The 21,059-nt window shown below is 68.8% G+C and carries 20 protein-coding genes; 16 read left to right on the plus strand and 4 right to left on the minus strand.

The features are described 5' to 3' along the window. Positions 1-90 precede the first annotated feature (90 nt). Together parC and FWJ24_RS05100 are read left to right on the plus strand one after the other, a co-directional pair. Entirely contained in the window at positions 91-2,331 is a 2,241-nt protein-coding gene (gene parC, locus FWJ24_RS05095; protein ID WP_150286736.1) for a DNA topoisomerase IV subunit A, read from the plus strand. Between the two features lie 247 nt (positions 2,332-2,578). Next, complete coding sequence (locus tag FWJ24_RS05100) at positions 2,579-3,157, plus strand: flavodoxin family protein (protein ID WP_150286737.1); 579 nt, start codon at positions 2,579-2,581, stop codon at positions 3,155-3,157. Positions 3,158-3,430: 273 nt separating this feature from the next. Here FWJ24_RS05100 and FWJ24_RS05105 read toward each other — a convergent pair whose 3' ends face one another. From FWJ24_RS05105 to hemB, 3 genes are all read right to left on the minus strand, one after another. Then, on the minus strand, positions 3,431-4,168 hold the full coding sequence (locus FWJ24_RS05105) for an arginyltransferase (protein ID WP_150286738.1): 738 nt from the start codon (positions 4,166-4,168) through the stop codon (positions 3,431-3,433). Positions 4,169-4,342: 174 nt separating this feature from the next. Beyond that, on the minus strand, positions 4,343-5,596 hold the full coding sequence (locus tag FWJ24_RS05110; RefSeq protein WP_150286739.1) for a threonine ammonia-lyase: 1,254 nt from the start codon (positions 5,594-5,596) through the stop codon (positions 4,343-4,345). A 56-nt stretch (positions 5,597-5,652) separates the two neighbouring features. Further along, positions 5,653-6,684: a porphobilinogen synthase gene (hemB, locus tag FWJ24_RS05115; protein WP_150286740.1), complete on the minus strand. Its 1,032-nt coding sequence runs from the start codon at positions 6,682-6,684 to the stop codon at positions 5,653-5,655. Positions 6,685-6,819: 135 nt separating this feature from the next. Between hemB and FWJ24_RS05120 the strand changes: the two genes are divergently transcribed. From FWJ24_RS05120 to glyA, 6 genes are all read left to right on the plus strand, one after another. Beyond that, positions 6,820-7,881, plus strand: a complete 1,062-nt coding sequence (locus FWJ24_RS05120; RefSeq protein ID WP_150286741.1) for an enoyl-CoA hydratase/isomerase family protein — start codon at positions 6,820-6,822, stop codon at positions 7,879-7,881. Beyond that, complete coding sequence (locus FWJ24_RS05125) at positions 7,881-8,372, plus strand: DUF6163 family protein (RefSeq protein WP_150286742.1); 492 nt, start codon at positions 7,881-7,883, stop codon at positions 8,370-8,372. The genes FWJ24_RS05120 and FWJ24_RS05125 overlap by 1 nt, the downstream gene beginning before the upstream one ends. Positions 8,373-8,595: 223 nt before the next feature. Beyond that, a complete protein-coding gene (gene ldtR / locus FWJ24_RS05130; RefSeq protein ID WP_150286743.1) occupies positions 8,596-9,108 on the plus strand; it encodes a transcriptional regulator LdtR in 513 nt (170 codons plus the stop codon). A 258-nt stretch (positions 9,109-9,366) separates the two neighbouring features. After that, positions 9,367-10,671: a L,D-transpeptidase family protein gene (locus FWJ24_RS05135; RefSeq protein WP_150286744.1), complete on the plus strand. Its 1,305-nt coding sequence runs from the start codon at positions 9,367-9,369 to the stop codon at positions 10,669-10,671. Positions 10,672-10,915: 244 nt separating this feature from the next. Continuing rightward, positions 10,916-11,125, plus strand: a complete 210-nt coding sequence (locus tag FWJ24_RS05140) for a cold-shock protein (protein ID WP_150286745.1) — start codon at positions 10,916-10,918, stop codon at positions 11,123-11,125. A gap of 157 nt (positions 11,126-11,282) precedes the next feature. Then, on the plus strand, positions 11,283-12,575 hold the full coding sequence (gene glyA, locus FWJ24_RS05145) for a serine hydroxymethyltransferase (RefSeq protein ID WP_166443591.1): 1,293 nt from the start codon (positions 11,283-11,285) through the stop codon (positions 12,573-12,575). Between the two features lie 13 nt (positions 12,576-12,588). Here glyA and FWJ24_RS05150 read toward each other — a convergent pair whose 3' ends face one another. Continuing rightward, entirely contained in the window at positions 12,589-12,804 is a 216-nt protein-coding gene (locus FWJ24_RS05150) for a hypothetical protein (RefSeq protein ID WP_150286746.1), read from the minus strand. 336 nt (positions 12,805-13,140) lie between these two features. Between FWJ24_RS05150 and nrdR the strand changes: the two genes are divergently transcribed. The 8 genes from nrdR (at position 13,141) to FWJ24_RS05190 (ending at position 20,978) form a co-directional block, all read left to right on the plus strand. Continuing rightward, positions 13,141-13,632: a transcriptional regulator NrdR gene (nrdR, locus tag FWJ24_RS05155; RefSeq protein WP_150286747.1), complete on the plus strand. Its 492-nt coding sequence runs from the start codon at positions 13,141-13,143 to the stop codon at positions 13,630-13,632. After that, the gene (gene ribD / locus FWJ24_RS05160) at positions 13,629-14,738 is read left to right on the plus strand and encodes a bifunctional diaminohydroxyphosphoribosylaminopyrimidine deaminase/5-amino-6-(5-phosphoribosylamino)uracil reductase RibD (protein ID WP_281291943.1); all 1,110 of its coding nucleotides are present in this window, start codon (positions 13,629-13,631) and stop codon (positions 14,736-14,738) included. The genes nrdR and ribD overlap by 4 nt, the downstream gene beginning before the upstream one ends. Continuing rightward, complete coding sequence (locus FWJ24_RS05165; RefSeq protein ID WP_150286748.1) at positions 14,738-15,391, plus strand: riboflavin synthase; 654 nt, start codon at positions 14,738-14,740, stop codon at positions 15,389-15,391. Before ribD ends, FWJ24_RS05165 begins: the two co-directional genes overlap by 1 nt. Positions 15,392-15,415: 24 nt before the next feature. Further along, positions 15,416-15,901, plus strand: a complete 486-nt coding sequence (gene ribH / locus FWJ24_RS05170; RefSeq protein WP_150286749.1) for a 6,7-dimethyl-8-ribityllumazine synthase — start codon at positions 15,416-15,418, stop codon at positions 15,899-15,901. After that, on the plus strand, positions 15,898-16,383 hold the full coding sequence (gene nusB / locus FWJ24_RS05175) for a transcription antitermination factor NusB (RefSeq protein ID WP_150286750.1): 486 nt from the start codon (positions 15,898-15,900) through the stop codon (positions 16,381-16,383). The genes ribH and nusB overlap by 4 nt, the downstream gene beginning before the upstream one ends. Before the next feature lie 12 nt (positions 16,384-16,395). Then, on the plus strand, positions 16,396-17,379 hold the full coding sequence (gene thiL / locus FWJ24_RS05180) for a thiamine-phosphate kinase (protein WP_150286751.1): 984 nt from the start codon (positions 16,396-16,398) through the stop codon (positions 17,377-17,379). A gap of 12 nt (positions 17,380-17,391) precedes the next feature. Then, positions 17,392-18,597, plus strand: a complete 1,206-nt coding sequence (locus FWJ24_RS05185) for an MFS transporter (protein ID WP_150286752.1) — start codon at positions 17,392-17,394, stop codon at positions 18,595-18,597. 236 nt (positions 18,598-18,833) lie between these two features. Further along, a complete protein-coding gene (locus FWJ24_RS05190) occupies positions 18,834-20,978 on the plus strand; it encodes a sodium-translocating pyrophosphatase (RefSeq protein WP_150286753.1) in 2,145 nt (714 codons plus the stop codon). Positions 20,979-21,059: the final 81 nt, after the last annotated feature.

Here is a 21,059-nt window from a genome sequence, read left to right on the forward strand (position 1 = left end):
CCAGCCGAAAGCCGGCCGGGGGTTTGATTCGCGGCGGGCGGGTTGCATCCTCGCCGGATTGATTCGGGCGCTTCGCGCCGGGAGGGATGCATGGGCAAGCCGGTTGATCCGCGCGGCGGCGAGGACAACGCCCCGATCGCGCTGCGCGAGGCGCTGGAGGAGCGCTACCTTGCCTATGCGCTCTCCACCATCATGCATCGCGCGTTGCCCGACGCGCGCGACGGGCTGAAGCCGGTTCATCGCCGCATTCTCTATGGCATGCACCTGCTCCGGCTCGATCCGGCGGCGGCGTTCAAGAAGAGCGCCAAGATCGTCGGCGACGTGATGGGCACCTTCCATCCGCATGGCGACCAGGCGATCTACGATGCGCTGGTGCGCCTCGCGCAGGATTTCGCCTCGCGCTATCCGCTCGTCGACGGCCAGGGGAATTTCGGCAATATCGACGGCGATTCCGCTGCCGCCTACCGCTATACCGAGGCGCGGATGACCGAGGTCGCGCGCCTCCTGCTCCAGGGGATCGACGAAGACGCGGTTCCGTTCCGCCCCAATTACGACGGGCTCAACGAGGAGCCGGTCGTGCTGCCCGGCGCCTTCCCGAACCTGCTCGCGAACGGCGCGCAGGGCATCGCGGTCGGCATGGCGACCTCGATCCCGCCGCACAACGCCGCCGAGCTTTGCGCCGCCGCGATCCAGTTGATCGACGATCCCGGCGCCAGTCTCGAAGCGCTGATGGCGCATGTGCCGGGGCCGGATTTCCCCACCGGCGGCCTCATCGTCGAGGCGCCGGCGAGTCTCGCCGAAACCTATCGCACCGGGCGCGGCGCGGTGCGGCTCCGCGCGCGCTGGCATCGCGAGGAGACGGGGCGGGGCACCTATGTCGTCGTCGTCACCGAGATCCCCTATCTCGTGCAGAAGGGGCGGCTGATCGAGAAGATCGCCGAGCTGCTCAACGAGAAGAAGCTGCCGCTCCTCGCCGATATCCGCGACGAGAGCGCCGAGGATATCCGCATCGTGCTCGAACCGCGGGCGCGCAATGTCGAGCCGGAACTGCTGATGGAGGCGCTGTTCAAACTCACCGAGCTGGAGACGCGCTTCCCGGTCAACATGAACGTGCTGATCGACGGCAAGGTGCCGAAGGTGGTCGGCCTCCAGGAGGCGTTGCGCGCCTTTCTCGATCATCGCCGCGCGGTGCTCGTCAACCGTTCGCGCTGGCGGCTCGCCAAGATCGAGGCGCGGCTCGAGATTCTCGGCGGGCTGCTCGTCGCCTTCCTCAATCTCGACGAGGTGATCCGCATCATCCGCGAGGAGGATGAGCCGAAGCCGGTGCTGATGGCGCGCTTCGCGCTGAGTGAGGTGCAGGCCAATGCCATCCTCGATACGCGCCTGCGCCAGCTCCGCCGCCTCGAGGAGATGGAGCTGCGCCGCGAGCATGAGGATCTCAGCGCCGAGAAGTCGCAGATCGAGGCGCTGCTCGCGTCCGATCCGAAGCAATGGAAGGCGGTGCGCTGGGAGATCGGCGAGGTCGCGAAGACCTTCGCCAAGGAGACCCCGCTCGGCCGCCGCCGCTCGGATTTCGGCCGCGTCACCGATGTGGCGATCGATGTCGCCGAGGCGCTGATCGAGCGCGAGCCGATCACCGTCGTCGTGACGGAGAAGGGCTGGATCCGGGCGCTCAAGGGCCACAATGTCGATCTCGCCGCCCTCCAGTTCAAGGGCGACGACGCGCTGGCCTTCGCCTTTCCCACCGAGACCACCGCCAGGATCATCCTGCTCGCGACCGACGGCAAGGCCTTCACGCTCGATGCCGCGAAGCTGCCGGGGGGGCGCGGCTTCGGCGAGCCGATCCGGCTGATGGTCGATCTCGACGCCGAGGCCGGCATCATCGCCGCCTTCCCCTTCGTGCCGGGCCAGAAGCGGCTTATCGCCGCGAAGGATGCGCGCGGCTTCGTCGTGGCGGCCGAGGATCTCCTTGCCACCACCCGCAAGGGCCGGCAGGTGCTGAATGTCGACGATGCCCGCGCCTGGATCGCGGCGCCGGTCGAGGGCGACATGGTCGCCATCGTCGGCGAGAACCGGAAACTGCTCGTCTTCCCGCTGTCGGAGGTGCCGGAAATGCCGCGCGGCAAGGGCGTGCGGCTCCAGCGCTACAAGGAGGGCGGCGTCGCGGACATCAAGACCTTCGCCGCGCAATCCGGCCTGACCTGGCAGGACAGCGCCGGCCGCACCTTCACGCTCAGGGGCGAGGAGATGCGGGATTGGCTCGGCCATCGCGCCGAAGCCGGGCGCCTGCCGCCGAAGGGATTCCCGCGCTCGAACCGCTTCACCGGCTAGGCTGGCGGGCGCCCGGACGATGTTCCGATCGCCGGATGCCGGCTGATCGGACGAAAATCCGACGGGCGGGAATCCGCGGCAGAAAACGTGACCCAATCGGTCCAAATTTCACCTTAGGGCGTCGGAGCTTGCGCAACAAGCCTGAAGAGCACGGCAATTCTGCAAAACACTTTCGCGAATTTTGCGCGTGCGAACGGCGTTTTTGCAACTATGTCTGAGGGCACCTTTCCCTAGCGGAGCACGTCAGATGACCAAGATCGCCATCGTCTATCATTCCGGCTACGGCCATACCGCCGTCATCGCCGATGCCGTCGCGGCCGGCGCGAAGGCCGCCGGCGCGCAGGTCCACCTCGCCCGGCTCGAGAGCGCGAGCCAGGATTTCACCCCGGCGCTCGAGGCCGTCAGCGGCGCCGATGCCGTGATCTTCGGCGCTCCCACCTATATGGGCGATGTCTCGGCGCCGCTGCGCGCTTTCTTCGAGGCGTCGTCGAAGATCTGGATGGGGCAGGGCTGGAAGGACAAGCTCGCGGCCGGCTTCACCAACGGGCTGACCTTCGGTGGCAACAAGGACCACACCCTGACCTCGATGTGGGTGCTGGCGATGCAGCACGGCATGCTCTGGACCGGGCCCGGCGTGCCGCTCGGCAACATGAACGGCAATACCAGCGCCGCGCCCGAGGCCGCGAACCGCATCGGCTCGGCGCTGGGCGTGATCGCGCAATCGGACAATGCCGCTCCGGACGTGACGCCGCCGGCCGGCGATCGGGAATTCGCGCGCCTGCTCGGCGAGCGCGTGGCAAAGCTTGCGGCCAAGCTCGCGGGCTGAGCGCCCGCGGGCCGCGCGGGCCGGATGGGCGCTGTCCATCCGGCCTGCATGCCTGCCCTTGAATCGAAACCTGAGCGGGTTGAAGTTGAATCGGATTCTCCGCGGCCCGGTATTGAATCGGATTCTGAGCGGCAACGACCTCCATCACAACCCGAACCGCGCTTGAATCGGCAGGCGAGATAATGGGGCTTGCGGGGAGTCGGAATCCCGATGAAACTCTTTCGATTTCAGATCGATGCAGCCGAAAGGTGAATCGGAATCACCTTCTGAGCTTCAGCGTTCGACCCGCTCCCAGGCGATCATGCCGAGCCGCTCCTGCGGCAGGAAGCGTGCCTTGTAATCCATCTTGCGCGAGCCCTCGACCCAATAGCCGAGATAGAGATGCGGCAGCCCGGAGGCGCGCGTCTTGCGGATATGGTCGAGGATCATGAAGGTTCCGAGCGAACGCTCCGAAAGATCGGGATCGTAGAAGGAATAGACCATCGAGAGCCCGTCGGAGAGCAGGTCCGTCAGCGCGATGCCGACGAGTTCCGATGTTTCGTCGGGCCGGCGCCGCGGGCGGCGATATTCGACGAGCCGCGTCTCGACATGCGTGTCCTCGATCATCGCGGCATAATCGAGCACGCTCATATCGGCCATGCCGCCATCGGTGTGGCGCCGGTGGAGATAGCGGCGGAAGAGCCCGTATTGCTCGGCGGTCGGCTGCGCGGGGATCATCCGCGCGCTCAGATCGGCATTGGCGGCGAGGATCCGGCGGAAGCCGCGCGTCTCGACGAAGTCGCGGACCAGAACCCGCACCGAGACGCAGGCGCGGCAATGCTCGCAGGCCGGCCGGTAGGCGATCGACTGGCTGCGCCGGAACCCGCCCTGGGTCAGGATCTCGTTGAGCTGCACCGCCCTGCGGCCGACGAGATGGGTGAAGACCTTCCGCTCCTGCCGCCCGGGCAGGTAGGGGCAGGGCGATGGCGCGGTGAGGAAGAATTGCGGCGTGTCGCGCGGCTGTTCGGTCATGCCTGGTGGTTCGTCCTGGCTGGCTCGTTTCCGTCCGTCGGAATGCCGATCCTCAGCGCAATGTGGTTCGCGGCGATTGTCGCGCAAGGCTCGGCCCGTCGCAAGCCGCATCCCGGCATTCACTGCGAAACCGTGGCGACCGCGGCGGGCGACCGGATCGGTTCGGAGAATGCGCTAGCCGCGCGGCACCAGCGCGCCGTTGGCGTCGATCCGCTGCGGAGAGAAGCCGTCGGCCTCGAGTGCCGCGAGGATCTCGGCGGCATGGGTGCCGCTGCGGGTCTCGATCGTCACGTCGAGCGAGACGCCCTTGGCGGGGATCGAGAGAAAGGTGCGGCGATGCATCACCTCGAGGATATTGGCATCGAGTTCGCCGAGCCGGGTCGCGACATGGCCGAGGAAGCCGGGCCGGTCCTCGCCGGTCAGGCGGAAGGAGACGATGCGCTCGCGCCGTTCGAGTTCGCGCACCATGATCGAGGCGAGGATGCGGGCGTCGATATTGCCGCCGCAGAGCACGAGCCCCACCCGCCGCCCCCTGAACCGCGCCGGCTCGTGCAGCAGCGCCGCGAGCCCGGCGGCGCCCGCGCCCTCGGCCATGGCGCGCTGCTGCGTCGCGAAGGCATCCACCGCCTGCTCGACCGCGCTCTCCGGCACGAGCAGGCAGGCCGAGACGAGCGCGCGCACCACCGGCAGCGTCAGCGCGCCGACATGCTTGACCGCGATGCCCTCGGCGAGGGTCGGCCCGCCGATCGGGAGCGTCTGGCCGGTCAGCGCGTTGTGGAAGGAGGGATAGCGCTCGACCTCGACGCCGATGATCTCGATCTCCGGGCGCAAGGCCTTGACGGCGATGGCATTGCCCGCGATCAGCCCGCCGCCGCCCATCGGCAGCACCATCATGTCGAGTTCGGGGTTGTCCTCCAGCATTTCGAGCGCGATCGTGCCCTGGCCGGCGATCACGTCCGGGTCGTCGTAGGGATGGACGAGGACGAGCCCCTCATCGGCGATCATGCGCTCGACCCGCGCCTGCGATTCCGCGAGCGTCACGCCGTCGAGGATGACGCGGGCGCCGAACCGGGCGGTGTTCTCCACCTTCACGTAGGGCGTGCCGACCGGCATGACGATCGTGGCGGGAATGCCGAGGCGCTGGGCGTTGTAGGCCACCGCCTGCGCGTGGTTGCCGGCGGACATCGCGATCACGCCGCGCCGCCGCGCCGCTTCCGGCAGCCGCGCGAGCTTCACATAGGCGCCCCGCTCCTTGAACGAGCCGGTCACCTGCATGGTCTCGAACTTCACATGGCATTCCGCGCCGGTCAGCGCCGAAAGCCGCGGCGACGGCAGGAAGGGCGTGCGCACCACCTTGCCGGCAAGCAGCGCGGCCGCGGCCCGGATCGCCGCGAGATCGGGAGCCGCGCGTGAGGGAGCATCCGTCATCGTCAGACCTTTCGTTGCGCACCGTCGGCATGGCGCGCCGGCCGCCGGGCATGGGCTCAGCCGTTTTCCTTGAGGCGGCGCGCCATCACCGGCGCGAAATAGGTGAGGATGCCGTCGGCGCCGGCCCGCTTGAAGGCGGTGAGGGTTTCGATCATCGCCCGCTCGCCGTCGATCAGCCCCTCGGCGGCGGCGCGCTGGAGCATCGCGTATTCGCCCGAGACCTGATAGGCGAAGGTCGGCACGCCGTAGGCGGTCTTCAGCCGGTTGAGGATATCGAGATAGGGCAGGCCCGGCTTGACCATGATCATGTCCGCTCCCTCGGCGAGGTCGAGTTCGGCCTCGATCATCGCCTCGTCGCCGTTGCAGAAATCCATCTGGTAGGTCTTCTTGTCGCCGGCCAGCGTCGCGGCGGAGCCGACCGCATCGCGAAACGGGCCGTAGAAGGCGGAGGCATATTTCGCCGTATAGGCCATGATCGACACATCCTCGTGCCCGGCCGCGTCGAGCACGTCGCGGATGGCGCCGACGCGGCCATCCATCATGTCCGAGGGCGCGATGATGTCGGCGCCGGCCTCGGCCTGGATCCGCGCCTGCTCGGCAAGCACGGCCACCGTGGCGTCGTTGACGATGCGGCCGCCGCGCAGCAGCCCGTCATGGCCATGGCTCGTATAGGGGTCGAGCGCGACATCGGTGATGATGCCGATCTCCGGCACCGCCGCCTTGATGGCGCGAACCGCCCGGCAGATGAGGTTGTCGGGGTTGAGCGCCTCGCTTCCGTCCTCGTCGCGCAGGTCCGGCGGGGTATTGGGGAACAGCGCCAGCGCGGGGATGCCGAGCGCCACCGCCTCCTGCGCCGCGCCGACCGCGGCCGCGATGGAGAGCCGGTCGACCCCCGGCATGCTCGCCACCGGCTCGCGCGCGCGCTCGCCCTCGTTGAGGAAGATCGGCCAGATGAGATCGTCCGCGCCCACCCGCGTCTCCCGGACGAGGCGGCGCATCCATTCGCTCCTGCGGTTGCGCCGCGGCCGGCGCCGGAGATCGAGGGCGGATGGGACGGCAGGGGAGGGGGAGGCGGGCCGGTTCGGCATCGGGTTTCCGTGGTTTGGAACGATGCCAGCATAGAAAGCCGGCCGCGGGAAGGGAAGGCGCCTCGAAGCGGCATCGGTTGACGTCGTCTGTCCGCCCGGCTACCGCCTCTGCCGGTGAAGGATGCGAGGGCCGCCGTGACCGAAGCTGACGCCGATATCCGCATCGAGACGCGCGGGGCGCTTGGCCTCGCGACGCTGACCCGGCCGCAGGCGCTCAACGCGCTCAACGACGGCATGGTCGACGCCCTTGCCGGCGCGCTCGATCGCTGGATCGCCGATGACGCGGTGCGTGCCATCGCCGTGCGCTCCGGCGGCGGCCGCGCCTTCTCGGCCGGTGGCGACATCCGGCTGATGCATGACCTCGGCCGCGCCGGGCGCCAGGCCGAATCGCTGGCCTTCTGGCATCGCGAATACCGCCTCAACGCCCGCATCCACACCTGCCCGAAGCCCTATCTTGCGCTGATCGACGGCATCGTGATGGGGGGCGGTGTCGGCATCTCGCTGCACGGCGCGTTGCGGCTCGCCGGGCCGGATTACCTCTTCGCGATGCCGGAGGTGGGGATCGGCTTCTTCCCCGATGTCGGCGCGACCTACGCGCTGCCGCGCCTGCCGGGCGCGACAGGCATGTATCTCGCCCTGACCGGCACGCGAATCCGCCGCGCCGATGCCGTGTGGCTCGGTCTTGCGACGCATGCCGTTCCGGCGGGATGCGAGGCCGCGATCCTCGATGCGCTTGCCGCCGGCGAGGACGCGGCGGCCGTCGCCGCACGCTTCGCCGAGCCGGCCGGCCCGGCGCCGATCGCCGCGCTCGAGGACCGGATCAACGCCTATTTCTCGGGCGGGAGCCTCGGCGAGATCCTGGAGCGGCTCGAGGCGGCCGCCGGAGCCGATCCTTTCGCGGCCGAGACGCTCGCCGGCATGCGCACCCGTTCGCCGACCAGCATGGCGATCGCCTTCGAGCAGATGCGGCGGGGCGGGGGGCTCGATTTCGCCGAGGCGATGCGCACCGAGTTCCGCATCGTCAGCCGCGTCGCCCATGGCCATGATTTCTACGAGGGGGTCCGGGCGCTGCTCATCGACAAGGACAACGCGCCGCGCTGGCAGCCCGCCACCGTCGCGGCGCTCGATCCGGCGGTCATCGCCGCGCATTTCGCGCCGCTGCCGGTCGATCTCGACCTCGCGGGAACGGGCGTCTGATGGCCGAGGCGGCCTCCTCCCGGGGCAGGGCGCCGGAGCGGCGCGGCGCCACGACCGACCTCATCATCGAGCCCGGCAGCCAGGACGAACCGCCGATCGGCGTCGAGATCCGCAATCCCGGCATCCGCTGGGATCTGATGCTCGTCATCTTCCTGCGGCTCATCGCGGCGGTCTGGCTGCTGAAGGGGCTCAGCTTCTGGGCGCTGATCCTGGGGCTCGGCGACGTGCCCTTCCCGGAAGAGCCGCGCCTGCGCCAGGCGCTGATCATCGGCTTCGCGCTGGTCGATTGCGCGGCGGGCGTGGGGATGTGGCTGCTCTCGCCCTGGGGCAAGAGCCTCTGGGTCTTCGCCGTGGTGTTCGAGATCGCGATCGGCGGGAGTGGGTTCGGCAACGCGGTGGGGCTCACCGCGCTGACGGGCTCGTTGCTGGCGCTGTTCTTCTTTTTCGTCCTGTCCTTCGCCGTGCGTTCGCGCCATCGCGGGCGGTTCTGATCCGGGCATCGTCAAGGGATTGTTTCCGGCTGCGGTAAACAGGTTCTTTGATTCAGATTTCACAAACTTACGAAAATGTGTCTGTAAAGCTTCATTCACTTCAAAGAATGAACGGCTAATTTACGCTGGAATTTAAATTCATCTTCATGGCCGTGACGTATGTTTGCCTCATAAGACGAGGACGTGCTCAAGCATGCCTCAAAGCAAAACGGGGTAAGGTGTCATGAACAACGCGAATGTTGCGCGTCAGCACGAGAATGCGCCCGAGGCCGAGAAGGCTGTGCGCCCGCTTTATCTGGAATCGCTCGCGCTGGTGGAGCGTCTCCATCGTCGGCTGCTCGACGTGATCAAGGACGAATTCGACCGCCGCGGCCGCAGCGACGTCAACTCGGTTCAGGCGCTGCTGCTCTACAATATCGGCGACAACGACGTGACGGCGAGCGAATTGCGCACCCGCGGCTATTATCTCGGCTCGAACGTCTCCTACAACGTCAAGAAGCTCGTCGAACTCGGCTATCTCTCCCATCAGCGCAGCCGCGTCGACCGCCGCTCGGTCCGCATCCGCCTCGCGCCGAAAGGGCAGGAGGTGCACGAGATCGTGGCGAAGCTCTATGACAAGCATATCCGCACCGTCGAGCAGATCGGCGGCATCTCGGCCCATGATTTTGAAACGCTCAACCAGGCGCTGCTGCGTCTCGACCGCTTCTGGACGGACCAGATCCGCTACAGGCTCTGAGGGAAGCGCCGCCGCGAACAGGCCCGCCCCCGCGCGCCGGAACCCCGGCCCGCCCGGCGGCATTCCGGCGCGAATTCCGCTCAACTCGGCGTGATGGACGCGCCTTCCGCGTGCATCGCCACAAATTTGCCGGAGAACCTCGCCTTGGTCGCATGGAGCGATGCGCGCGGAATCGGTTGCGCTCATCAAGGGTTAATCGGTAGCGATTAGGCAGGGCGGGCGTGGCGCGCGCCCGCGCGAGGGAACGGGGCATTCGGAATGGTGGGGCACGATCGGTTCAAGGCGTCGGCAGGGTTCGACCGGCGCAATTTCCTGATCCGGACCTTCGGAACCCTCGCCGGGCTCGGAATCCTGCCGGCCGCCGCGCAGCAGCAGGGCAGCCTCGTCGGCGGCCAGGCCGAATGGGCGCAGAGCTACGATGTCGGCGCGCAGAAGAGCCGCACCATCGAGACGGCGACGCCGATCCTTTCCTCCGCCACGCTCCAGGCCACCGAAGGCGCGATCCGCGTCTATCAGGAACTCGTCGCGCGTGGCGGTCATCCGCCCCTTCCCGCCGACCAGCGCCTGAAGCTCGGCACCCGTCACCCGAACGTCCAGGCCCTGCGCGAGCGGCTGATCGCGCTCGGCGATCTGTCGCCGAATGTCGGGCGCGGGCCGGTCTTCGATTCCTATGTCGACGCGGCGGTGCGTCGCTATCAGGCCCGCCACGGACTGACGCCGACCGGCGTCGTCGGCGCGCAGACCTTCGCCGCGCTCAACACGCCGGCCGATGTCCGGCTGCGTCAGCTCGAGATCAATCTCGTGCGGCTGAAATCCTATTCCGGCAATCTCGGCCACCGCCATGTGACGACCAATATCCCGGCCGCCTATATCGAGACGGTGGAGGGCGGCGTGGTGCAGACCCGCCATGTCGCCGGCGTCGGCAAGGTCGACCGGCAATCACCGATCATGACGGCGAAGATCCTCGACGTGAATTTCAACCCGACCTGGACCGTGCCGGCCTCGATCATCCGTAAGGATCTCATCCCGCTGATGCGGAAGAACCCGAACTACCTGACGGAACAGAAGATCCGCATCATCAACCGGCAGGGCCAGGAAGTTCAGCCGCAGGCCGTCAACTGGAATTCCGACGAGGCGACGCAGTACATGTTCCGCCAGGACCCGGGCGGCGAGTTCAACTCCCTCGGGTTCGTGCGGATCAATATCGCCAATCCGCATGGCGTCTACATGCACGATACACCGGCGAAGGGCATTTTCGGCGACGATTACCGCTTCGTCTCCTCAGGCTGCGTGCGCGTTCAGAATGTTCGCGACTACATCTACTGGATCCTCAAGGACAACCCGCAATGGACGCGCGACGCGATCGACGCGGCCATGCGTTCCGGCCAGCGGATTGACGCGCGGCCGGCGGAACCGATTCCGGTCTATTGGGTCTACATCACCGCCTGGGGCACGCCGGAAGGTGTCATCCAGTTCCGCGACGACATCTACGGCAAGGACGGGTTCGGCCCCGGCGCCGTGACCCAGGCGCTGCGCGACGGCGACGACCGCCCGACCGAATGAGCAGACATATCGCCGGCAGCGCGGATCGTTGCCGTCAGGATTTTTGCCGGGGTGCCAAAATAGATCTGGCTATTCCCGGCAAAATGGCCTAGAAGAACCTATCGAGTTTCGGCTGAATGGCCATAACCGGCGCCGTTGAATCATCCGGCCCTGGTGACGTTCCACCAATCCAAGACATCGATACACAAGGCGGTCGCGCGGTTGCGGCCGTCGGTCACGCCTGTTTTTGCGAAAGGACTACCCCATGCAGATGGGCACCGTGAAATGGTTCAACGCCACCAAGGGCTTCGGTTTCATCCAGCCGGACAATGGCGGCACCGACGTGTTCGTTCACATCTCCGCCGTCGAGCGCGCGGGCCTGCGTGGCCTCGCCGATGGCCAGAAGGTCGAGTTCGAGATCGTCGCCGATCGCCGGACCGGCAAGTCGGCGGCGGACAATCTGCGCGCCGCGTAAGCGTCGAACGCCGACCGGATCTCCGATCGGGCAGGGAGCGCGGCGATTGATCGCCGCGCTCTTTTTCGTGGGCACCTTGCCCGCCCCTGCTATTGCTTCTAGGAAACGGCGATGAATTGCGGGCCGGCATCGCGGCCCGCACCGCACGGGAATCGCCATGACCGCCACCGCCGCCATCCGCTCGAACTCGTTCTTCTCCGCCGGCCTCGCCGATACCGACCCGGAGATCGCGCGCGCGGTCCAGCTCGAACTCGGCCGCCAGCGCGACGAGATCGAGCTGATCGCCTCCGAGAACATCGTCTCGCGCGCCGTGCTCGAGGCGCAGGGCTCGGTGATGACCAACAAATACGCGGAAGGCTATCCCGGCCGGCGCTATTACGGCGGCTGCCAGTTCGTCGATATCGCCGAGGACCTCGCCATCGCGCGCGCCAAGGCGCTTTTCGGCTGCGAATTCGCGAATGTGCAGCCGAATTCCGGCAGCCAGGCCAATCAGGCGGTGTTCATGGCGCTGATGCAGCCGGGCGATACCTTCATGGGCCTCAATCTCGCGGCGGGCGGGCATCTCACCCACGGCGCCCCGGTCAACATGAGCGGCAAATGGTTCAAGGTGGTGCCCTACAATGTCGATCGCGAGAGTCATCGTGTCGACATGGCCGAGGTCGAGCGCCTTGCGCATGAGCATCGGCCGAAGGTGATCGTCGCCGGCGGCTCGGCCTATGCGCGGCACTGGGATTTCGAGGGGTTCCGCCGCATCTGCGATGCGGTCGGTGCCTGGTTCATGGTCGATATCGCGCATTTCGCCGGGCTGGTGGCCGGCGGCGCGCATCCCTCCCCCTTCCCGCATGCCCATGTCGTGACGACGACCACGCACAAGACTCTGCGCGGCCCGCGCGGCGGCATGGTGCTGACCAACGATCCCGAGATCGCCAAGAAGGTGAATTCTGCGGTGTTCCCCGGCCTGCAGGGCGGGCCGCTGATGCATGTCATCGCGGCGAAGGCGGTGGCCTTCCACGAGGCGCTGCAGCCCGAATTCCGGGCCTATGCCCAGGCGGTGGTCGCCAACGCGGTCGCGCTCGCCGAGGCGCTGCAGGCGCGCGGCTTCGCGATCGTCACCGGCGGCACCGACAACCATCTGATGCTGGTCGATCTCCGGCCGAAGGGTGTCACCGGCGCCGCGGCCGAGAAGGCGCTCGGCCGCGCCCATATCACCTGCAACAAGAACGGCATCCCCTACGATCCGGAGAAGCCGATGGTCACGTCCGGCATTCGTCTCGGCACCCCGGCCGCGACCTCGCGCGGCTTCGGCCGCGCGGAGTTCCGCGAGGTCGCGGCGCTGATCGGCGAGGTGATCGACGGGCTTGCCAGAAACGGCGAGGAGGGCAACGCGGCGGTCGAGGAATCGGTCCGGACGCGCGTCCACCAGCTCACGGCACGCTTCCCCATCTATTGAGGATCGTGGGGGCTCAGGCCGCGCGCGGGGTCTGCATGCTGTGCCAGGCGGCGATCGCCTGGAGCAGGACCAGCGCCAGCGCGCGTTCCTTCGGACCGAATTCGCCGACGATGCGCTGGATCGCGGCGATCTCCGCCTCCGCCGCGGCGTCATGCCGGGCCTCTCCGGAGGCGCCTGTTTCGGATTCGTCCAGCGCCCAGCCATTGGGCACGGTGAAATTCGTGTGCATTCTTTGGACCTCTGCCGCCCCGGTTCCGGCGCTCGGCATGGCGCGCGGATCGGGCAAGACGAAAACGACCCCGCGGCCGGCCGTTCGGGCCGGGACACGCAGGATCAATGCTGTGGGAACGGGCATGCAACCCGGAATTGCCGCTCCTATATCGCATAACGATTCCGGGCGCCACAGTTCGGATTGCATGCATTCCATGCCCGATTGTCATGAATTGGGCGCGATCCGGGCGGCCTCGCGCAAGGTTGGCCCGCGTGCATTGCCCGCTGCGCGCTTGACGCATCGCCGACTTGACGGCACCACGACCATCCCGCCTCGCAAGCGAAAGGATCGCCCGTGCGCTGCCCCTATTGCGGCTCGCTCGACACCCAGGTGAAGGACAGCCGGCCGACGGAGGATCACGCCGCGATCCGCCGCCGGCGCGTCTGCCCGGATTGCGGCGGCCGTTTCACCACTTTCGAGCGCGTGCAATTGCGCGAATTGACGGTGCTCAAACGCTCCGGGCGGCGCGCGCCCTTCGACCGCGACAAACTGGCGCGCTCGATCGAGGTGGCGCTGCGCAAGCGCCCGGTCGAGCCGGAGCGCGTCGAGCGGCTGATCAACGGTATCGTCCGCCAGCTCGAAAGCCAGGGCGAGGGTGAGGTGACGAGCGAGGAGATCGGCGCGCTGGTGATGGAGGGGCTCAAATCCCTCGACGACATCGCCTATGTCCGCTTTGCCTCGGTCTACCGCAATTTTCGCGAGGCCAGGGAATTCGGCGCGCTGATCGACGAACTCAACGCCGATCAGAAGGCGGCCGATGCGCGGGATGGCGGGGACGAGACGTGAGCCTTCCGGCACGGGACGAGGCCTTCATGCGCGCGGCGCTGGCGCTGGCGCGGCGCGGCCTCGGGCGCACGGCGCCCAATCCGAGCGTCGCGGCGCTGGTTGTGGATCCGCGCCGTGATCCCCCGGTCATGCTCGGGCGCGGCGTCACCGCGCCGGGCGGGCGGCCGCATGCCGAGGATCTCGCGCTCGCCCAGGCCGGTGCGGCGGCGCGCGGTGCGACGCTCTACGTGACGCTCGAACCCTGCGCCCGCCGCTCGGCGCGCTGGTACGGGCCCTCCTGCACCGACCTGATCCTGGCGAGCGGCATCGCCCGCGTCGTCGTCGCCGGCGCCGATCCCTCGCCCTTCGCGGCCGGAGAGGGCGCGGCGCGGCTCCGCGCCGCCGGCATCGCCGTGGTGGAAGGCGTGCTCGCGGAAGAGGCGGCGCGGCTCAACCAGGGTCATTGCCAGCGCGTGCGGCTCAACCGCCCCTTCACGCGCATCAAGCTGGCGATGACGGCCGACGGCTTCGCCGCCACGCCCGATCGCCGCCCGCTCGCCATCACCGGCGAGGCGGCGCGCGGCCATGTCCACCGCCTGCGCGCCGATGTCGACGCGTTGGTGACCGGGATCGGCACCGTGCTCGCCGATGATCCGCTGCTCGACGTGCGCCTGCCCGGCATGGCGGAATGGTCGCCCCTGCGCGTGATCCTCGATACCGAGGCGCGGATCGTTGCGGATCTGCGCATCATCCGCGACGCGGCGCGCGTTCCGGTCCTGGTCCTGACCGCGGCGCCGGAACGGGCGGCCGCGACGCTCGCCGGCGCTGCCGAGATCGCCGCCGTGCCGCGCGGGGCCGATGGCCGGCTTGATCTCGATGCCTGTTTCGGCCTGCTCGCCGCACGCGGCATCACCCGCGCCATGGTCGAGGCCGGGCCGACGCTCGCCGACGCGGTCGCCGCCGCCGGGCATTGCGACGAATGCGTCCGCCTTACTGGCCCCGAGGCCGCGGGCGCGGGCCTCGCCGCGACCGGCCCGGCGCTCGCAGCCTGGCTCGCCGGGGCGGAGCGGATCGAGGCGCGGTTCTGGGGCGCGGATTACGCCGAGACCTTCGTGAGGAGAATGTGATGTTCACCGGCCTTGTCAGCGATATTGGCACGATCATCCATGCGGAGGGCGGGGCGGATCTGCGCCGCTTCCGCATCGCCTGCCGCTATGATCCGGCCTCGATCGCCATCGGCGCCTCGATCGCCTGCGCCGGCATCTGCCTCACCGTGACGCATGCCGGCGCGGCGGCGCAGGGCGCGGCGGATCCCGAGCCCGGCGCCTGGTTCGAGGTGGAGGCGGCCGCCGAGACGCTGCGCCTCACCCGCGCGGCGCAATGGCGGACCGGAACCCGGCTCAATCTCGAACGCGCGCTCAAACTCGGCGACGAACTGGGCGGCCACCTCGTCACCGGCCATGTCGACGGGCTGGCGCGCATCCTCGCGCGCGAAACGGTGACGGCGGCGGATGGCGATTGGGGTGCGACGGCACGCTTCGTGCTGGAGGCGCCGGCGCCGCTCCACCGCTTCATCGCCGCGAAAGGCTCGGTCACTCTCGACGGCGTCTCGCTGACCGTGAACACGGTGGAGGCGCAGCGCTTCTCCGTGCTGCTGATCCCGCATACGCTCAAGGTCACGACCTTCGGCGCGCGGGAGGCCGGGGAGGAGGTCCATCTCGAGATCGACATGATGGCCCGCTACGCCGCGCGCCTTGCGGAGACGGCCCGACCGGCCTAGACCCTCGCCCAGAAGGAGTTCGCCATGGCCGAGGCCGCACGCCGCACCCTGCCGACCTATCCGGCGCCGGGCGCGCATGTCGTGATCGTCGAGGGACGGTTCTACGACGATCTCAACGATATGCTGATCGCCGGCGCGCGCCGGATGCTGGAGGCCGCCGGCGCGAGCGTCGAGATCTTCACGGTGCCGGGCGCGCTCGAAATCCCGGTCGCCATCGAGATCATCCGCCGGCAGGCGGCGGAAGGCCGGCGCCGCGCCGACGCCTTCGTCGCGCTCGGCGTGGTGATCCGCGGTGAGACGACGCATTACGAGATCGTCTCGAACGAGAGCGCCCGCGCGCTGGTGGCGCTCGCGACGCTTGAGGCGCTCGCCCTCGGCAACGGCATCCTCACGGTCGAGGATTTCGAGCAGGCGGAGGCACGGGCGAACCCGGCGAAGGGCGACAAGGGCGGGGATGCCGCGCGTGCCGCCCTGGCGCTGCTCGCGCTCAGGCGGGGAGAGGCGGCGTGAGCAATCCCGTTCCTTCGCGCGGGGAGAAGCGTTCCGCCGCCCGGCTCGCCGCCGTGCAGGCGCTCTACCAGATGGAACTTGCCGCCAAGGGCCTCAACGAGGTCTTCGCCGAGTTCGAATCGTTCTGGATGGGGCGCGAGATCGAGGGCGATCAATACAAGCCCGCCGAAAGCCGGCTGTTCCGCCGCATCGTCGAGGGCGTCGTCGCGGATCAGATCGCGATCGACCGCCGCATCGACGCCCTGCTCGCCGATGGCTGGCCGCTGAAGCGCATCGAGGCGATCATGCGCGCCATCCTGCGCGCGGGCGCCTTCGAACTGCTCCACGCGCCGGATGTGCCGGTCAAGGTCGCGATCTCGGAATATGTCGATCTCGCCTCGGCCTTCGTCGATCGCGACGAGGTGGGAATGATCAACGCCGTGCTCGACCGCCTCGCCAAGGCGGCGCGGGGCGAGGAACTGGCCCGCGCCGGGCGCGGCTGAGCGGCGGCGGCGATGGCGGCCCCGCTTTCGGAATTCGACCTCATCGCGCGGTTCTTCGCGCCCATCGCGGCGCCCGGCGGGCTCGGTCTGCTCGATGATGCCGCGCTCCTCGCCCCGCAGCCGGGCTGCGATCTCGTGCTGACCAAGGACGCGATCGTCGAGGGCGTGCATTTCTTCGCCGAGGATCCGCCGGGCGCGGTCGCGCGCAAGGCGCTGGCCGTCAACCTCTCCGATCTCGCGGCGAAAGGGGCGACGCCGCTCGGCTTCCTGCTCGCGCTGGGCCGCGGGCCGCGCCAGGACGAGGAGTGGCTCGCCGCCTTCGCCGGGGGGCTTGCGGAGGAGGCCCGCGCCGGCCGCTGCCCGCTGCTCGGCGGCGATACGGTCCGGACCGGGCAGGCCTTCTTCTCGATCACCGCCTTCGGCGCCGTGCCGGCCGGGCGGATGGTGCGCCGGCAGGCGGGCGCGCCGGGCGATCTCCTGTTCGTCTCGGGCACGATCGGCGATGCCGCGCTCGGGCTCCGGCTACGGCTCGAACCGGATGCCGCCTGGAGCCGCGCGCTCCCGCCCGCGGCGCGCGCGCATCTCCTCGACCGTTATCTCCACCCTGCGCCGCGCCTTGCGCTTGCGCCGGTGCTCCTCGATCATGCCCGCGCGGCGATGGACATTTCCGACGGGCTCGTAGGCGATGCCGACAAGCTGGTCGCCGGGCTCGGCGCGGCGTTCGACATCGCCGCCGTCCCGCTCTCGGAGGCTGCGCGAGCCGCGATCGCGCGCGAGCCCGCGCTGCGCGACACCGCGCTGACGGGCGGGGACGATTACGAGATCCTCGCCGCCGTGCCGCTCGAGCAGGCGGCGGCCTTCACGGCCGGGGCGGAACGGGCCGGGGTGCCGGTCACCGGGATCGGCCGGCTGCTGCCGGCCGGCTCGGGCATTGTCTGGCGCGGCGACGATGGCGCGGCCCGGCTCTTCTCAAACCGGTCCTTCCGGCATTTCTGAAAGGCCAGATGCATGAGCGCGAATGACAGCCTTGCCCGCCGCAATGCCATCGTGCTCGCCGGCGCCCATGCGCTGGCCGGCGCCAATGCCTCGGTGGTCATCGCCACCGGCGCGCTGGTCGGGCAGGTGCTTGCACCCTCGCAGGATTGGGCGACGCTGCCGATCACGACCTTCGTGCTCGGCACCGCGCTTGCGACCCTGCCCGCGGCGGCGATGATGCGTGGGCTCGGCCGGCGCGATTCCTACCGGATCGGCGCCGGGTTCGGCGTCGTGGCCGGGCTCCTTGCCGCCTATGCCGTGCGCGAGGCGTGGTTCACGCTGTTCCTGCTCGCCACCGCCCTGTGCGGCGCCTATCAGGCCTTCGTGGTCAGCTACCGGTTCGGCGCGACGGACAATGCGAGCCCCGCCTACCGCCCGCGCGCCATTTCCTATGTCCTGCTCGGCGGGCTCGCCTCGGCGATCGTCGGGCCGCAGCTCGTGATCCATACCAAGGATCTCACTCCGCCGATCACCTTCTTCGCGAGCTATCTCGGCCAGGCGCTGTTCGCAGGCGCCGCCCTGCTGCTGCTGGGTCTGACGCGCTTCCCCGCCGCGGCCGCGAGCGATGCCGGCGCGGCGCCGGCCCGGCCGCTCCGGGAGATCCTCGCCGCGCCGCGGCTGCGCGTCGCCATCGCCTGCGGCGCCGTCTCCCAGGCGCTGATGAACCTGATCATGACGGCGACGCCGCTCGCCATGGTCGGATGCGGGCTCACCGCCACCGAGGCCACGCTGGCGATTCAATGGCACATCATCGGCATGTTCGCGCCGGGCTTCTTCACCGGCGGGCTGATCAACCGGTTCGGCATCTATCCGGTCATGCTGTTCGGCCTCGCCCTGCTCGCCGCCTGCGGCGTGGTTGCGCTGGCGGGGATCTCGGTCGAGCATTTCTTCGCGGCGCTGATCCTGCTCGGGCTCGGCTGGAACTTCGCCTTTGTCGGCGCCTCGGCGCTGATCGCCGCCGACCAGCGCCCCGCCGAGCGCACGAAGGTGCAGGGCGTCAACGACCTGATCATCTTTTCGGTCACGGCGGCCGCCTCGCTCTCGGCCGGCAAGATCCTCGCCGGTTTCGGCTGGTCCGCCCTCAACCTGACGCTGTTTCCCTTCGTGCTCGCCGCGGCCCTGCTCGTGCTCTGGCTGGCGCGCGCGGAGCGCCGGCCGGCTCGGGACGCGGCGGAATAGCCGCGTGCGCGAAAAATCCGGGGCTCTTCCCCGCCTTTCGACGATTGCAGCGTGGCGGAGGCGTTAAAGCTTTGCTAACACCCCCAGATCAGCGGGGGCGCGGCGGGGCGGGGAGGCCCCGGCCTTCGAACCTGATGGGCAAGTGGCGCAGCCGCGCTTCTGCGGCGCGCGCCGGAGCAGCAGGACCCGTTCCCGGCATGCATGCCGGGGCGGCGCAGCAAGGAACGAGCAATAACATGACACCACTTCTCGTCATCATTGCGCTCGGAGCCCTTTCGGTCGTCTATGCCTTCCTCACCATTCAGGCGGTGATGGGGCAGGACGCGGGCAACCAGCGGATGCAGGAAATCGCCGGCGCCATCGCGGAAGGTGCGAGCGCCTATCTCAAGCGGCAATATACCGCGATCGCCACGGTCGGCGTGGTGATCTTCCTCGCCGCTCTGGTCCTGCTCGGCTGGCAGGTGGCCGTCGGGTTCGCGATCGGCGCGGTCCTGTCGGGCATGGCCGGTTTCATCGGCATGAATGTCTCGGTGCGCGCCAATGTCCGCACCGCGCAGGCGGCGATGCAGAGCCTCGCCGGCGGTCTCGACCTCGCCTTCAAGGCGGGCGCGGTCACCGGCATGCTGGTCGCGGGCCTCGCGCTGCTCGGCGTCGCGGTCTATTACCTCGTGCTCACGCAGTTTCTCGGCCTCAAGCCGGCCTCGCGCACGGTGATCGATGCGCTGGTCGCGCTCGGCTTCGGCGCCTCGCTGATCTCGATCTTCGCGCGGCTCGGCGGCGGCATCTTCACCAAGGGCGCCGATGTCGGCGCCGATCTCGTCGGCAAGGTCGAGGCGGGCATCCCCGAGGATGACCCCCGCAACCCGGCGGTGATCGCCGACAATGTCGGCGACAATGTGGGCGATTGCGCCGGCATGGCTGCGGACCTGTTCGAAACCTATGCCGTGACCCTGGTCGCGACCATGGTGCTCGCGGCGATCTTCTTCGCCTCCGCCCCCTCGCTCGGCGCGGCGATGCTCTACCCGATGGCCATCGGGGCAGCCTGCATCGTCACCTCGATCATCGGCACCTATTTCGTCAAGCTCGGCGCCAATGGTTCGATCATGGGCGCGCTCTACAAGGGGCTGATCGCCACTGGCGTGCTCTCGGTCGCCGGCCTCGGCGCGGCGACCTCGCTTACGATCGGCTGGGGCTCGATCGGCAAGGTGGCCGGGCAGGAGATCACCGGCCAGGCGCTGTTCATCTGCGGGCTCATGGGTCTCGTGGTCACGGCGCTGATCGTCGTGATCACCGAATACTACACCGGCACCGGCAAGCGCCCGGTGGTTTCCATAGCCCAGGCCTCGGTGACGGGGCATGGCACCAACGTGATCCAGGGCCTCGCGGTCAGCCTCGAATCCTGCGCCCTGCCGACGATCGTGATCGTCGGCGGCGTCGTCGTCACATTCCAGCTCGCGGGCCTGTTCGGCACCGCGATCGCCACCGCCACCATGCTCGGCCTTGCCGGCATGATCGTGGCGCTCGATGCCTTCGGCCCGGTGACGGACAATGCCGGCGGCATCGCCGAGATGGCGGGGCTGCCGAAGGAGGTCCGCAAGTCGACCGATGCGCTCGACGCGGTCGGCAACACCACCAAGGCGGTGACCAAGGGTTATGCGATCGGCTCGGCGGGCCTCGGCGCGCTGGTCCTGTTCGCGGCCTACAGCTACGACCTGCAATATTTCATTGCCGAGGCGAACAAGGCCGGCGCCACCACGTTCCAGTATTTCAAGGGCGTGACGCCGGATTTCTCGCTCGCCAATCCATACGTCGTGGTCGGGCTGCTGCTCGGCGGCCTGATCCCCTATCTGTTCGGCGGCATCGCGATGACCGCCGTCGGCCGCGCGGCGGGCGACGTGGTGATGGAGGTCCGGCGTCAGTTCCGCGAGAAGAAGATCATGGAAGGCATCGACAAGCCGGATTACGCCCGCGCCGTCGACCTGCTGACCAGGGCCGCGATCCGCGAGATGGTGATCCCCTCGCTGCTGCCGGTGCTCTCGCCGGTGGTGCTCTATTTCGCGGTGCTGGCGGTGGCCGGCAAGTCGGCGGCGTTCTCGGCGGTCGGCGCGATGCTGCTCGGTGTCATCGTCACCGGTCTTTTCGTCGCGATCTCGATGACCTCGGGCGGCGGCGCCTGGGACAACGCCAAGAAGAGCTTCGAGGACGGGTTCGTCGACAAGGACGGCGTGACCCATCACAAGGGCTCGGAGGCCCACAAGGCTTCCGTTACCGGCGACACCGTCGGCGACCCCTACAAGGACACTGCCGGCCCGGCCGTGAACCCGGCGATCAAGATCACCAATATCGTCGCGCTGCTGCTGCTCGCGATCCTCGCGCATTGAGGCGCGGAACGGCGGCTAGGCCCCTGAAAACAAACCCCGCGGGTTTCCCGCGGGGTTTTGCATTCGGGCCGGCGAAGGGCG

It is taken from the genome of Rhabdaerophilum calidifontis, from assembly GCF_008641065.1.
GTDB lineage: Bacteria > Pseudomonadota > Alphaproteobacteria > Rhizobiales > Beijerinckiaceae > Rhabdaerophilum > Rhabdaerophilum calidifontis.

Bases quoted from the DNA above. Each gene is read 5' to 3' on its own strand.
- ribH (WP_150286749.1), top strand. From the start codon at position 15,416: ATGGCCGAGGCCGCACGCCGCACCCTGCCGACCTATCCGGCGCCGGGC.
- thiL (WP_150286751.1), top strand. From the start codon at position 16,396: ATGGCGGCCCCGCTTTCGGAATTCGACCTCATCGCGCGGTTCTTCGCG.
- FWJ24_RS05105 (WP_150286738.1), bottom strand. From the start codon at position 4,168: ATGACCGAACAGCCGCGCGACACGCCGCAATTCTTCCTCACCGCGCCA.
- FWJ24_RS05185 (WP_150286752.1), top strand. From the start codon at position 17,392: ATGAGCGCGAATGACAGCCTTGCCCGCCGCAATGCCATCGTGCTCGCC.
- hemB (WP_150286740.1), bottom strand. From the start codon at position 6,684: ATGCCGAACCGGCCCGCCTCCCCCTCCCCTGCCGTCCCATCCGCCCTC.
- FWJ24_RS05135 (WP_150286744.1), top strand. From the start codon at position 9,367: ATGGTGGGGCACGATCGGTTCAAGGCGTCGGCAGGGTTCGACCGGCGC.
- parC (WP_150286736.1), top strand. From the start codon at position 91: ATGGGCAAGCCGGTTGATCCGCGCGGCGGCGAGGACAACGCCCCGATC.
- FWJ24_RS05150 (WP_150286746.1), bottom strand. From the start codon at position 12,804: ATGCACACGAATTTCACCGTGCCCAATGGCTGGGCGCTGGACGAATCC.
- ldtR (WP_150286743.1), top strand. From the start codon at position 8,596: ATGAACAACGCGAATGTTGCGCGTCAGCACGAGAATGCGCCCGAGGCC.
- FWJ24_RS05100 (WP_150286737.1), top strand. From the start codon at position 2,579: ATGACCAAGATCGCCATCGTCTATCATTCCGGCTACGGCCATACCGCC.
- FWJ24_RS05125 (WP_150286742.1), top strand. From the start codon at position 7,881: ATGGCCGAGGCGGCCTCCTCCCGGGGCAGGGCGCCGGAGCGGCGCGGC.
- glyA (WP_166443591.1), top strand. From the start codon at position 11,283: ATGACCGCCACCGCCGCCATCCGCTCGAACTCGTTCTTCTCCGCCGGC.
- FWJ24_RS05165 (WP_150286748.1), top strand. From the start codon at position 14,738: ATGTTCACCGGCCTTGTCAGCGATATTGGCACGATCATCCATGCGGAG.
- FWJ24_RS05190 (WP_150286753.1), top strand. From the start codon at position 18,834: ATGACACCACTTCTCGTCATCATTGCGCTCGGAGCCCTTTCGGTCGTC.
- FWJ24_RS05140 (WP_150286745.1), top strand. From the start codon at position 10,916: ATGCAGATGGGCACCGTGAAATGGTTCAACGCCACCAAGGGCTTCGGT.
- FWJ24_RS05110 (WP_150286739.1), bottom strand. From the start codon at position 5,596: ATGACGGATGCTCCCTCACGCGCGGCTCCCGATCTCGCGGCGATCCGG.